This is a genomic window from Paraglaciecola hydrolytica, from assembly GCF_001565895.1.
GTDB lineage: Bacteria > Pseudomonadota > Gammaproteobacteria > Enterobacterales > Alteromonadaceae > Paraglaciecola > Paraglaciecola hydrolytica.
The window spans coordinates 1,130,583-1,144,212 of the sequence record NZ_LSNE01000003.1 but is presented as its reverse complement, the minus strand read 5'-3'; the positions used below and the strand labels follow the sequence as shown (position 1 = coordinate 1,144,212).

At 43.1% G+C, this 13,630-nt stretch carries 9 protein-coding genes and 1 pseudogene; 6 read left to right on the top strand and 4 right to left on the bottom strand.

Translation table 11 applies throughout. The annotated features are described in order from the left end of the window. The 3 genes and pseudogenes from AX660_RS23275 to AX660_RS07480 form a co-directional block, all read left to right on the top strand. Positions 1-196, top strand: a pseudogene (locus tag AX660_RS23275) (hypothetical protein); the annotation flags it as partial. After that, complete coding sequence (locus AX660_RS07485) at positions 186-1,517, top strand: sugar MFS transporter (RefSeq protein WP_068374723.1); 1,332 nt, start codon at positions 186-188, stop codon at positions 1,515-1,517. The pseudogene AX660_RS23275 and the gene AX660_RS07485, both read left to right, overlap by 11 nt. 42 nt (positions 1,518-1,559) lie before the next feature. Next, a complete protein-coding gene (locus AX660_RS07480; RefSeq protein WP_068374717.1) occupies positions 1,560-2,663 on the top strand; it encodes an acyltransferase family protein in 1,104 nt (367 codons plus the stop codon). A gap of 113 nt (positions 2,664-2,776) precedes the next feature. On the opposite strand, the gene AX660_RS07475 is transcribed toward AX660_RS07480, so the two are convergent. The 4 genes from AX660_RS07475 to AX660_RS07460 form a co-directional block, all read right to left on the bottom strand. Continuing rightward, on the bottom strand, positions 2,777-4,927 hold the full coding sequence (locus AX660_RS07475) for a TonB-dependent receptor (RefSeq protein WP_068374714.1): 2,151 nt from the start codon (positions 4,925-4,927) through the stop codon (positions 2,777-2,779). A gap of 48 nt (positions 4,928-4,975) precedes the next feature. After that, positions 4,976-6,064, bottom strand: a complete 1,089-nt coding sequence (locus tag AX660_RS07470) for a PepSY-associated TM helix domain-containing protein (protein WP_068374711.1) — start codon at positions 6,062-6,064, stop codon at positions 4,976-4,978. Between the two features lie 298 nt (positions 6,065-6,362). After that, positions 6,363-7,160, bottom strand: a complete 798-nt coding sequence (locus AX660_RS07465; protein WP_068374708.1) for a substrate-binding periplasmic protein — start codon at positions 7,158-7,160, stop codon at positions 6,363-6,365. Between the two features lie 204 nt (positions 7,161-7,364). Then, the gene (locus AX660_RS07460) at positions 7,365-8,063 is read right to left on the bottom strand and encodes an SOS response-associated peptidase family protein (RefSeq protein ID WP_082768771.1); all 699 of its coding nucleotides are present in this window, start codon (positions 8,061-8,063) and stop codon (positions 7,365-7,367) included. A 64-nt stretch (positions 8,064-8,127) separates the two neighbouring features. On the opposite strand from AX660_RS07460, the gene imuA reads away from it, so the two are divergent. From imuA to AX660_RS07445, 3 genes are read left to right on the top strand one after another with little or no spacing between them, the layout of a single operon-like run. Then, on the top strand, positions 8,128-8,796 hold the full coding sequence (imuA, locus tag AX660_RS07455) for a translesion DNA synthesis-associated protein ImuA (RefSeq protein WP_068374705.1): 669 nt from the start codon (positions 8,128-8,130) through the stop codon (positions 8,794-8,796). Between the two features lies 1 nt (position 8,797). Then, complete coding sequence (locus tag AX660_RS07450) at positions 8,798-10,216, top strand: Y-family DNA polymerase (protein WP_068374702.1); 1,419 nt, start codon at positions 8,798-8,800, stop codon at positions 10,214-10,216. A 10-nt stretch (positions 10,217-10,226) separates the two neighbouring features. Then, positions 10,227-13,289: an error-prone DNA polymerase gene (locus AX660_RS07445; protein WP_068374698.1), complete on the top strand. Its 3,063-nt coding sequence runs from the start codon at positions 10,227-10,229 to the stop codon at positions 13,287-13,289. Positions 13,290-13,630 lie beyond the last annotated feature (341 nt).

Below are 13,630 nucleotides of genomic sequence, written 5' to 3'. Positions count from 1 at the left end.
CGGGCGTTTAGCCTTGATAGGCGGGCTTGCCAATAGTTTAACGCCTTGGTTAGCGGCCGATGTGCGCGAGCAACTCAGTTTACCTAAATACAACCCAGATTATGGCGCTTTGTTGTTGGCTCAACAGCAAACGGGTGTCACCCTTTCAAATGCATTAATTAAAAAACAAAATAAAAGGATAGTGAATGAAAACTGATACCAACCTTAACCTAGAACCAGCGAAACAGAATTATTTTGTACCGCTGGCTATTATAGGTGCGCTATTTTTTATATTTGGTTTTGTCACTTGGCAAAACGGCGCGCTTATTCCCTATTTAAAAATGGTCTGCCAATTGACTGATACTCAGGCGATTATGGTGGCCTTTGCCTTTTACGTGGCTTACACCGTAATGGCTTTGCCCATGGCAGCCATATTAGAGCGTACCGGATTTAAAAACGGTATGGCCTTAGGTTTGCTGATTTTAGTGGCTGGATTTTTGTTGTATATGCCAGCAGCTTATTATCAACAGTTTTGGGTTTTTCTAGTGGCGCAATTTGTCATTGGTAGTGGTTTAACCATTTTGCAAACCGCTGCAAATCCTTATGTGGTTAAAGTGGGTCCAGAAAAAAGCGCCGCTGTACGTATTATGTTTATGGGCTTGATGAACAAAGGCGCAGGGGTTATTGCACCACTGGCCTTTACCGCCATTGTATTGGGTGATTTTGCTAGTCTTTCTTCAGTGTCCTTAGCGGCTATGCCAGCGGCAGAGCAAGCTGAAACCATTACCGCCTTGTCTCATGGTTTGATTTATCCTTATTTAGGCATGGCTGTGGTATTTACCGTGTTGGCATGGTTATTAAAAATGTCACCTTTACCTGAATTGCCTTTAGAGAAAGATGAACAGGCCAATGACAATGGTCAAGCGACTAAAACCTCTATCTTACAATTCCCTGCCTTAGTATTGGGCGCTGTAACCCTATTTGTTTATGTGGGTGCCGAAGTGATAGCGGGTGACACTATTGGTTTGTTTGCCTCTAATTTAGGTGTAGCCAATGCGAGTTCTTTAACCTCTTACACTATGGCCTTTATGTTAATTGGTTATGCTTTAGGCATAGTCTTGATCCCACGTTTAGTGAGTCAAGAAACGGCTCTTACCGCATCGGCTGTGGCTGGTTTGATATGTTCGGCCATGGTGGTATTTAGTGATACTAACAGCACTGGCGTATCTGCCGTGTTATGGGGCTGGGCAGGTGTGCCCTTGTTACCTGATACTATTACTTATATTGCCTTGTTGGGTTTTGCTAATGCCCTAGTGTGGCCAGCAGTGTGGCCCTTAGCCTTGGTTGGTTTAGGCAAATTTACCGCACGTGGTTCGGCTTTATTGATTATGGGGATCAGTGGCGGTGCTTTAGTTCCTTTAGCCTACGGACTTTTGTCTGATGCGGTTAATGGCCAAGCGGCTTATTGGATCATGTTGCCCTTATACGCCTTTATTTTGTATTACGCCTTGCTCGGCCACAAAAAACGTAATTGGTAGGTAAAACAAAAAAATCACTCAACTCAGGTCAGGATTAATAGAATGAAAAGACAAGTTAGTTTGGATATTTTTCGTGGATTAACCCTGGCCGCGATGTTGCTCGTCAACAATCCCGGTTCTTGGGGCCATGTTTATGCCCCCTTTTTACATGCCAAATGGCATGGTTTAACACCGACGGATTTAATATTTCCTTTCTTTATGTTTATTGTAGGTGCGGCCATGTATTACTCCATGTCTGCTTTTGCAGTAAACAGCGCTTCAGCAAAAACACCTAATATACCTTGGTTAAAAATCATCAAACGTACTGCCTTGTTATTTTTGATTGGTTTTTTACTTAATATTTTCCCGTTTAACGGCGTCATCAGTGAGTGGCGCATTATGGGGGTGCTACAGCGTATCGCTCTGTGTTATGGGGTAGCGGCAGTCCTTGTTTGTGTGTTTAATATTCGCCAATTGGTGCTGTGTAGTATCGCTCTGCTGTTGGCTTATTGGGCACTATTGAACCTAGTTGATGTGCCTTATGGCCTATCAAGCAACTTAGTTAGAGTGATTGATCTGCAAGTCCTAGGTGCCAGTCATTTGTATCAAGGTTTTGGTTTGGCCTTTGATCCAGAAGGTTTGTTGAGTTGTTTGCCAGCCGTGGTTACTGTGCTGGCAGGTTATTTAACCAGTGCGTTTTTGGGGCAGAGTAAAACCGCTAAGAGCCAATATCGCAGTTTGTTGTTATACGGCATTATTGCTTTAGTTGTTGCTGACTTGTGGCATGTGTTGATGCCAATCAATAAAGCCTTATGGACCAGCTCTTATGTATTAGTAACCAGTGGTTTTGCATGGTTAGTATTAGCCGCGATTATCTATTTATATGACATCAAAAAACATCACAGTTGGTTTAATTGGGCGCAGGTATACGGCAGTAATCCTTTATTTATTTATGTTATTGCCTGGATATTTGCCGTGTGTTTACACTTAGTGAGTTGGACAGACAGTGCTGGTAAAGCACAAACCTTACATCGTTTTATGTATGGATCCTTAAGTAGCTTTATGCCGGAAAAACTAGCATCACTGTGTTTTGCTTTAGTGTTTGTGCTGGTGTTTTACGGGGTGTCGAGCTTTATGTATAAACGCAAAATTTTTATAAAACTGTAAAAAATAGAGCTAGCTGTAAGAGATGAGTATTCAACTCTTACAGCTAGCTCTCAATTATTTAAATGGCTGTTGTCTCAAAACAAGTTGAGCTTAAGTTGAGATAATTCTAGAACTTAGAATATAACTTTAAGCCCTACGTTAGCAGTTGTACCAATACCTTTCACGTTATAACCACCATAACGATATGACTGAGATTTAGCGGGGAAATAATCTTCGTTTAATAAATTTTCTATACCAAAAAAGGCGCTCCATTGCTGGTTCAATTTATATTGACCACTTAAATTCACCAATTGATAACTTTCTACTGGGCCTTGATCACCTACATAAGTGCCATTGTCGGCGGCAGCAAAACGCTGACGATCAGCCACATACAAATAAGTCAATGAGACTGATACATCACTTATTGGCAACCAAGAGAAGTTTACTGTCGCTTTCGGTGGGGCAATTTGCTGAGCACCTAAATACTCATCTGCTTCGGTATCTTTACCTTCTACATAACTGTAAGTCGCTACCACCTGCAATTGAGGATTGATACGATAATCCACTAGGCCTTCATAACCCCAAATTTTTTGTGGTGCTCTAACAGGCAGGTAGACCCCAGTATTGGCATCAAAAGAACTGCTGGTACCTAATTCAGACGTACTGCGATAAGCAGCAAATTCAAAACGTAAATCATTAGATACTTGTGAATTAAAACCGAGTTCATAGCTATCAATAATAGAGGCTTCAGTACGGATCAGGGCAATGTCGGTTACTGTCGCTGTGCGTAATAAACGGCCTATGTCTGAAATGTCAGCGCCTTGTGAGTAACTTACAAAAGGACTAAACAATGGGCTCCAATTATATTTAATACCGGCGTTGTAGGTAGTGGCTTTGTAATCGATAGTACCGCCAGTGACATCGATAGATGCTTGGCACTGTGTGGCAGAGCGACATTGTTTTAAGGTCTGATAATCATCTACTTGTAATTCGATATCATCCTGACGAATACCTAGCTTGAAGATAAGATCGTCAGCGATAAGCCATTTAGTTTGTAAAAAGAAAGCAAGGTTTTGCATGTCCATTTCTGGCACCCAAATACGGCCATCTGCTAAAGGTTGTGAAGTGATGTCGTTCAGTGCGTCAACCCCATAAATAAAAGAGGCTTCGACCATGTCAAAATCAACTTGGGTATTAAAAGTCGCTCTGGCGCCCATTTTTTCTGACTTGATGATGGATTGGCCACCGGTATACCCTTCGTCGGGATTGGCAAAAGAAGGTGAGTAGAAAAAGGTGTTTTCAATATCTTGCTGATAAAAATCCACAGTCATTTGAGTATTGGCAAATAAGGCCTCATCGGTGTACTTCAGCATTAAATTGGTATTGCCGTCTTGTCCTGGAGGATTACCGAGTAGCTGTTGTTCTTTAGGTACATGGATTGCGTAGGTTTTTTCACCAAGATTAATATCACCAGCCACATCCGCTAAATCAGTTTTTTGCGCAGCACTGTAAAAGTTGTAGCTTAGTTGCACAGATTTTTGTGGGTCAAATTGATAACTTAGCTTAGTAAAATAGTTTTGGGTTTCGGTGTCTGATAAACCGTATTGCAAACCCGGTATATCACCTTGCGCATCACGCTGAACACCACTTTGCTCGTAACTCGCCGTAAGCAAATAGCTAAATTTATCTAGGGTGCCGTTAATGGCCGCTTCAATACGTCCACCGACACTTTCATCAGTATCGACCATACTAAAACGACTGGATACATTCACTTCACCGCTTAACTTTTCACTAGAAGGCTTTTTAGTAATGTAATTGATGATCCCACCGGCGGCGCCATTACCATAAATAGAGGTCGCCCCTTTGATGATTTCAATGCGTGCAATGGCACTTGGATCTAAGGTTTTAATGTCTAAGGAGCCATTACGCAGTGGAGTCGATTGAGGCACACCATCGATCATAATTAAGGGCGAGCGACCACGAAGAGTCTGTCCTGCGTTACTGGAGGTGCCTGTGTTAGGTGCCATACCAGGCACATAGATGGCCAATAAACTTTGTAACTCTGGAGATACTTTTAAATGCTGTTCAATTTGGGCGCGGCTTATGACGGTGATTGATGCGGGTACTTCATCGATACTTTCAAATACTCGACTTCCCGTCACAATAATATTTTCGATATTTTTATCAGTGAGCTTATTCGCGGACTCTGCAGCCTGAACATAATTTTGCGAAACTAATTGTGCCGATATCGCTAATGCAAGAGTCGTAATACCTGTGTTTTTCATTGTACCTTCCCGAATTGATAATGCAGGAGATCTTAATGATAATAACTCTCATTTGCAAGCTCGTTTTGGTTTTATCTTGCGGCAATACAACAAATAACATCCTGATAACACAAAGAATAATGGTGATAAGCCAACGAAGATCCAAACAAACTGAATAATCGGACCAGCGAAATCGCCGATGTGAAATTTGTATCTATAGTTCCACACCTGAGTTGAAAACGAAGTTTGACTGGCATCATGAACATTTAATACTTGAGCGGAATAGGGGTTAACCCAAATCCAACTGTTTGCGTGGATTTCAGCCGGTGTTTGCAGCCTAAGCGCCATTGCTTGTGTGTGGTCAGCTGCCATGTAAACTCGAAATAAACTGGCTTGTGGCAAGGCGTTTAAGCCATTTTTGATGGCCAAATTAATTTGTAACTGTGATGAAGGAAGAACTTGAATAGTAGGGGGCGCAGGCCTTTCCTCTATCTTACCAAACGTCAGTGCTTCAACAACACTGGCGGTTTGAGTTTTCCAGTAGAAGGTAATGCCACTAAAGGCGACTAATAACAGGGGTAATAAAACATATACACCTATTACTGTGTGCAATTGGTAAAACAACACTTTGTTTTTGGCTTTTTTATTAATCTTCAGGCGCTTTAAACGATTTTTGGGTCTAAACCACAAATAAAAACCAAGTATTAATTCTATGATTAAACATAAAGTCGCTGTTGCAACCAACACTCTGAGTGGCGTATTGCCATCCTTATCCTGCATTAATAGCCAGCGGTGCAAACCTAGATTAAAACCATAAAAGGTGTCGTAAAAATCGTATTCTAATAAAATCTCACCACTATAAGGATTAATACTCACATACTGCTGATTGTTTAATTGTACTTGCCAAGCTAGGTTGGGCGCATTTTCAGGCTCAATAAAGCGTACTTTTTCAGACGTTGTGAGTTCAACCTTGTGGACGAGAGTGGCTAAATCGAGTGGACTCGTTTGTGGCTCAACTTGCCAATAAGCTGGATTAATAGTTTGTTGAATGTTTTTAGCGTAAATGAGTAAAGTGCCAGTGATACTGGAATTTATTAAAAACAAGCCAGCTAAAACGGCTATCAGTAAGTGAATTCGGCGTAACCACAACTTAACCAAACGAACTCCCGATAATATTGGCAAGTGATAAAAGGGGGATTGTAAATGATAACAGTTAGCATTATCAAACTACTTGTCCATGAAACGTATTTAAACTACTAAGATACATGTTTAGCTAGAGTTAATGTCACGGAGTTACACTAAAAATAAGGTATCAACTGGGTGGACATTATCACCCGTTTTCTCGCGATGAATTTATATAGCGGTGCTTAGTTCTGCTGTCTATGAGGATGTTTTATGGGAAGGTCACTTTTGTATAAAACTAGGGTTTTTATAAAATTATAATAGTTACAGCAGGTTAGTTTTTGTTGAGAGAATGCTGTTGTAAGGTGGCTAATTCTCCCGTTGCATGCATGTGCTGAAATTCAGCTTTAAACTTTTGCAGTAAACCACCACAGCGGCTTTTGCGGCTGTAACCTAGTCTTGCAGATACATTTAATAAAGGGTTAGCAAGGGCAACGATTTTAGTGTCTAAGCCGCTTTCAGTTAGATAGTAGCTGGCTCTGTTTTCATTTTGAATGGCGTAATCAGCTGTTCCCTTTGATAAGTACATAAACAAATCTGCGATGGTGGTTTTGCCCTCTAAATCTAAGTTTTGTGCATAAGTGTCAAACTCATCGCCATAACTTCCAGCTGCTGGAAATAGACCCTTTTTTCCTTTTAAGTCCTCAAAAGCGTTAAAGTTAAATTCACGGCCCTTACGCACATAAATTTTAACCTCATTAGTAAAAAGTGGCTCGCTGAATTCGAGGTAACGCTCACGCTCTGCGCTTTGATAAATCGACACAATCATATCAACTTGCCCATCCTCTGCGTATTTTAAAGCTCGCTGCCAAGGTAAATCAGGTAAAACGGTGTAAGGGATCTGCTGTTTCTGTGCAATTTTTTGCAATATGTCATAAGCAAAACCTTTATGACTTTGGCTTGTGGGATCAAAAGAACTATTGGCATTCCATTGATCGGGGCCGGCAACCTTGATTTCTTTACACTCTAGCAAGCGATATTCTTGGGCGTAGCCTTTACCTGCGTATAGTAAAATTATTACGCTTGCTAAAAATAAATGGTGGGCTGAAGCAAAATACTGAAGCTTCTTCATTATAGGTTTTTTATTGGATTAATAAACTAAGTGTAGAGTTTACTTGGATAATGTTCAACTGATGGTTTTACTCAAGCTAGCAAGGTAAACAAGGTTGTTGAGTATTGTGGGAATTTAATCGAGATAAGCGTGAGAGATAAAGGCTGTCATTGTAGGCAAGAATTTGTTGGTCATTTGATGATAAGGATTTACTTAGTTTTGAATTCAAGCAATATCTCGCTCCACTTTATTACTTTCACCGATAGGCAGATAACTGCTTGGTTTGTCGATTGGATAAACGTTTAGAGCTTGATGAAGCTTAGGTTGAAGTAAGTCATTAAACATGGCTACCTGTTGATTGTGCTCATCCAACCACAAATCAATGGTGTTATCCTGCTGCGGTAACATCAGCGGACTGGCCTTTGAGTGATACGGCTTAATTTTGTCGTGGGCTGGTAAGGTAATAACAGAGCACGAATATATGATTTCTCCCGTGCCTTTATGCTGCCACTCTTTGTACAAACCACCCAAAGCGAGTGCACCCTCTACCGCCTCAAAGTCGTGATAATGCAGGGGTTTTTTATCTCGAAATTCAGTTTCACCAAAACCTTTTGTCACAATCACGCAGCGACTTTCTCTGAAGGGTTTATAGGCGGCGCTGCCGGGAACATTAAGCTTGTCATAACGTGAATTGAAAGAGGTATATTTTGAGGGTTTAAAACCTGTTTCAGTAGACTCTAACAATAACCACCAAGTGGCTGGTATTAATTGCCGTTTCCCATTTTTTTCTGTGACGATAGAAATAATATCAGTCGCTCGCTTAAAGCGACCAAAGTGCATGTTTTCCTTCGGATTTTCGATGCCTAAGTCCAGTAGCAACTGGGTCACAAAAGGGTCATCACTTACATTCAATCGTCCGCACATTACATTTCCCTCTTGCAGCATTCTACTGTTTAAATATACTGTATGTATATACAGGGTGTTCATTATGCATGATTTAATCAACTTACTACAGCGCCGACACTTAGTGTGGCACGGTACACAGCAAAAAGCAGCCTACGCTAGTCAAACAAGCCAATATCCTGAATTGGATGAAAAGCTCGATGGAGGTTTTCCCGAATCAGGAGTAGTGGATATTGCATCGCCATCAGGTATTGGTGAACTTCGTTTGTTGTTGCCGTTTTTGTTGAGGCAAAAACGTATGTTGGTGTATATCAATCCGCCGGGGCAAGTGTGCGCCGAGCAGTTACATCATTATGGTATTGATATCACTCAGGTCTTGGTGATTTATCCTGACAAGACAAACGATGCGCTGTGGGCAGCTGAGCAATGTATGAAAAGTGGTGCTTGCGCTACGGTAATGCTGTGGCAAAACACTTTGGAGGTGCATCAAATAAAGCGCTTGCAAGTGGCCGCGGAGACCGGCCAAAGCCTGCTGTTTTTGCATCGTACCAATGATAAAAGCACTATTTCTTTGCCAGTGACACTAGGGCTGACGTTATCAGCCAATGACACAGGCTTAGATATTCAAGTTCGCAAGCGCAAAGGCGGCTGGCCCTTACCTGTATTTAAAGTCAATATGTGCCAGCAATGGCCTGCATTAACCCTGCATCGTGCTGCCAATGTGCTGTCTTTCCCTACAGCGAAGGCGGTATAACATGAGTCAGTGGCTGTACTTACATTATCCCTCATTGCAGCTAGATAGTGCCTTTTGTGGGCGAAATGAGCAGGCGATTATTATCGTACAAGGTAGTAAAAACGAGGTGGTGCAGCTCAACTCAGCAGCAATGGCGCAAGGGGTAAAGGTTGGTATGGGGCTAGGTACTGCATCTGCTCTGTGTACCAATTTAAGTGTACATGCATATAACCCGGAAATTGAGATAACTAAGTTAAAAGAACTGTCTCAATGGCTGTATTTGGTTACCTCAGATATCACCTTTTTTGAGCCTGATGGGATCTTGTTGCGGATCAGTAATATGCTTTTGCTGTACGGTGGTTTGCGGGAATACTGGCAGATGCTGGAAAGCCACATGCAGCCCTTATGCTTAAGCTACCAGTTTGCTTCTGGTTGTTCACCTTTGGCTTCACGACTACTGGCCCGCGTAGGGGCAAATTGCATTTATCCAAACAAAGAAACATCCCTCAACGTACTTAAGATACAGCCATTACATTCCAGCGATTTACCGAAAAATGTCGTCGAAAAGCTGAGTCGTATCGGAGTCAAAACACTGGGAGATTTACTCGACATTCCAATGGCGGATATTGCCCGACGCTTTGATATCGAACTGGTTAATTATGTTGGCAGAGTGACCGGACAATTTAAACATCCGGTGGCGTTTTTTCATCCACCAGAGGTGTTCGTACATTATCTGGAATTGTTATTCGAGGTAGAAAACACCCAGTGGTTAAGCAAGCCGTTGGAAAAACTACTGGGGCAACTGGAAGGTTTTTTAAAACTGCAGGATAAACTGGCTCACGAATTACTGTTGATGTTACACCAGCGTGATGCTGAGCCGATGAGTATCACGGTGTCGTCGGCTGCTGGGGAATATCAGGCGATAAAATGGCTGCCGCTGTTTTTATTACGCTTAGAGTCGGTAGTCCTCAGTGCCCCAGTTACCGGTATTACTCTGAAAGCAGAGCGAATAGCAGAGCGATTAGAACTAAAAACCGATTTATTTGATGGCAAACGTGGCAACCAGTCTCCCCATGAACTTGTGTCTTTTTTGCAAGCCAAACTGGGCAAACAGGCAGTGCGGGGTATTAGCTTAACTGACGATCCGCGCCCTCAACGAGCCAGCCAAAACGATGAGCCTCTAATCTCCTGTAAGCAGATAGCCAGTAAACAGATAGCCATTAACCCTCATCTGATAAGACCCACGCTGTTACTGCCATATCCCAAGCCGTTAACCATGCAAGTATCCATCATGCAAGGTCCAGAGCGAATTGTGACCGGGTGGTGGGACAGTAAACCCATACACAGAGACTACTTTGTGGCTCGCTCGCTAACAGGCCAGAGCTTATGGGTGTTTCGTAATCATAAGCACCAGTGGTTTATCCACGGTATGTTCAGTTAAGGCTGAATTAATGAAATACGCCGAGCTTTTCAGTCAGAGCCACTTTTCTTTTTTAAGCGGTGCATCCAGTCCGGCAGAGTTAGTTTTGCAAGCAGAGTTTTTACGTTACAGGGCCATTGCGATTACCGATGAATGTTCGGTGGCAGGTGTAGTACGTGCCCATACGGCTATTCGCGACAACAGTCTTAATATCAAACTAATTGTTGGCAGTTACTTTACTTTGGATGATGAGCTGGAAGTGGTGCTGTTATGTCCCAATCGTAAAGCTTACGCCGAGCTTTGTCGTATTATCACCAATGCCAGACGACGGGCAGAAAAAGGACAATATGTACTGAATGAATGGGATCTGATGACAGCCAAACACTGTTTGCTCATCTGGTTACCTTCACTCCAAGACGGTGATATGCACTGGGCTGAGTGGCTCAAAAAATATCACGCTTCACGGCTGTGGATTGGGTTGCGGCGGTATCTGGATAGTACCGACAAGGCACGAATGCAGCAGTGTCAAGCCTTAGCTCAGCAGTATGGCATACCCTTGACCGCCTGTGGTGGTGTGTTAATGCACAATGCCGACACTCTGCCTTTGCAACATGCCTTGACCGCGATTAAGCACAACACCAGCATACAGCAGGTTAAAGGCAGTTTGCTAACCAACGCTGAACGGACCTTACGCACCAAAATTAAACTGCAAAAGCTGTTTGCTTCTGAGGTACTGAATGAAAGCGTGCGGATCGCCAGTCTGTGTCAGTTCAATTTAGATGAGCTGCAATATGAATACCCTAGTGAGTTGGTGCCTGAAGGCGATAATGCCATGGGCTATCTGCGCCATCTTGTGGGGGCCGGCCAAACCCTGCGTTTTCCTGATGGGGTAAGTGAAGACATTCAAGCTCTTATCAATAAAGAGTTGCAGCTAATAGAAGAGCTGAATTATCCGTATTTTTTCCTCACCATTTATGATGTGGTGCAGTTTGCTAAATCCAAAGGTATTTTATATCAGGGGCGAGGCTCGGCGGCTAACTCAGTCGTTTGTTATTGCCTCGAAATCACCTCAGTTGACCCCCGACAGATATCGGTACTGTTTGAGCGTTTTATCAGTAAAGAGCGTAACGAGCCGCCAGATATTGATGTGGACTTCGAGCACGAGCGCCGCGAAGAAATTATTCAGTACATCTACAGCAAGTATGGAAGAGAAAGAGCGGCACTGGCAGCTACGGTGATTTGTTATCGCTTTAAAAGTGCCGTACGGGATGTGGGTAAAGCGCTGGGTATTAGTGAGTCGCAAGTAGAATACTTCATCAAGAACGTCAATCGTCGTGACCGAAGCCTTGGCTGGCAAGCGCAGGTGGTTGAACTTGGGTTGCAGCCTGATTCGCAAGGAGGCTTGCACTTCATCCGCTTGGTTAATGATTTGATGGGGTGTCCAAGGCACCTTTCTCAGCATGTTGGGGGCTTTATTATATCCGCAGGGCCACTATATGAATTGGTGCCTATCGAAAATGCAGCAATGAATGAGCGTACCGTTATCCAATGGGATAAAGACGACTTGGAAAGTTTAGGTTTGTTAAAAGTCGATGTACTGGCATTGGGCATGCTGACGGCGATCAGGAAGTGTTTTTCGTTAATAGAAAAACACAATAACCAAAGCCTCAGTATTGCCGATATTACCCGTAAACAGGATGATGCCAAGGTCTATGACATGATCCAAAAAGCGGATACAGTGGGGATGTTTCAAATCGAATCCCGTGCCCAGATGAGTATGTTACCGCGCTTAAAACCGGCCTGTTATTATGACTTGGTGATCCAGATAGCGATAGTCAGACCCGGCCCTATTCAGGGTGATATGGTTCATCCCTACCTTAAACGCCGAGCTGGTATTGAAGCAGTAACATATCCGTCCAAAGCTGTGGAGTCGGTCTTGTCCCGTACTTTGGGGGTACCGATATTTCAGGAACAGGTCATTAAGCTGGCGATGGTGGCCGCAGGATTTACTGGTGGTGAAGCAGATCAGTTACGTCGAGCAATGGCTGCATGGAAGAAAAGTGGTGCTGTCTTCAAATTCAAAGACAAGCTGATCAATGGTATGACCGAGCGAGGCTATAAACCGGATTTTGCTGAGCGTATTTTTCAGCAGATTTGTGGCTTTGGTGAATACGGTTTTCCTGAATCCCATTCTGCCTCCTTTGCGGTCCTGGCTTATGTCTCTGCATGGTTAAAACACTACTACCCAGCGGCTTTTTACACTGCGTTACTGAACAGTCTACCAATGGGGTTTTATAGTCCTTCTCAGCTGATACAGGACGCAAAACGTCACGGCATCAGCGTACTGCCTATTTGTGTGAACCATTCACAAGTAGAACACGTTTTGATCTCTGGGCATGAAATCCGGCTGGGATTCCGCCTTGTAAAAGGCTTGTCAAACAAGGCCATGCACACCTTGGTATCCAGTCGGCCATTAGAGGGTTATAGCCAAGCCAGTCAAATTAAAAGCCTTGGGATTAACCGTAAAGATATTGAAGCGCTGGCATCGGCCAATGCATTACACCGCTTCTCAGGAGATCGCTATCAAACTCGCTGGCAGATGATGGATAACATTAGCGATTTACCGCTTTTTGCAAATAATGTAACTGAAGAATCGCCTTTTAATTACCAGCCGACAGACACTGAAAACCTATTGGAAGATTATATTTCAACAGGACTAACATTAGGCGAACATCCTATACAGATATTGAATAAAGCGGAAAAACTACCGCGCTTTTTACGAGCTAATCAGCTAACTCAAAAAAACCACAAATCATTGGTAACAGTAATAGGTGTGGTAACGGGTAAACAGGCACCTGGCACGGCCAGTGGCGTTACATTCATCACATTGGAAGATGATACCGGCAATATCAATGTTGTAGTATGGGCGGGTACATCCCGAGCACAGAAACAAGCCTATTTAACTGCAAAAATACTGCAGGTCGACGGTATTCTGGAGCGGGAAGGTGATGTGATCCATATCATCGCCGGGCGGCTAACAGACTTAAGCCATAAGCTGGCAGAGTTAAGCACCCACTCAAGAGATTTTCATTAATATGCGACAAAGCAAAAAATTAACGCTTGCAACGTTGGCAGTACTAGACCAATAGAGAAACGATAGCATGTAAGCTACGCTCTGAATTTATAGGATAGGGTAAGTTTGATTTGTTACTGGGATCCTATTATTTCAGAAAAATAGGACACCCAAGTAGGGGCAGATTAAGATTGTTACTAATGAAGTACAAAGGTAAAGCTATGGAGGCGTTTATTAATGGTCGGTGTGATAGGATTTACTCCGCACATCCTGTGCTTCGCCCTTCGGGCCATCGTTACGCGATGTTCAAAAACGTTCCCGACATTTTTGTGAATTCGACGTGACCGCTACGCGTTCATGTC

What these genes read in the sequence shown, in the direction of transcription:
- AX660_RS07475 (WP_068374714.1), bottom strand. Translation starts at nt 4,927, where the DNA reads ATGAAAAACACAGGTATTACGACTCTTGCATTAGCGATATCGGCACAA.
- imuA (WP_068374705.1), top strand. Translation starts at nt 8,128, where the DNA reads ATGCATGATTTAATCAACTTACTACAGCGCCGACACTTAGTGTGGCAC.
- AX660_RS07480 (WP_068374717.1), top strand. Translation starts at nt 1,560, where the DNA reads ATGAAAAGACAAGTTAGTTTGGATATTTTTCGTGGATTAACCCTGGCC.
- AX660_RS07460 (WP_082768771.1), bottom strand. Translation starts at nt 8,063, where the DNA reads ATGTGCGGACGATTGAATGTAAGTGATGACCCTTTTGTGACCCAGTTG.
- AX660_RS07485 (WP_068374723.1), top strand. Translation starts at nt 186, where the DNA reads ATGAAAACTGATACCAACCTTAACCTAGAACCAGCGAAACAGAATTAT.
- AX660_RS07450 (WP_068374702.1), top strand. Translation starts at nt 8,798, where the DNA reads ATGAGTCAGTGGCTGTACTTACATTATCCCTCATTGCAGCTAGATAGT.
- AX660_RS07465 (WP_068374708.1), bottom strand. Translation starts at nt 7,160, where the DNA reads ATGAAGAAGCTTCAGTATTTTGCTTCAGCCCACCATTTATTTTTAGCA.
- AX660_RS07445 (WP_068374698.1), top strand. Translation starts at nt 10,227, where the DNA reads ATGAAATACGCCGAGCTTTTCAGTCAGAGCCACTTTTCTTTTTTAAGC.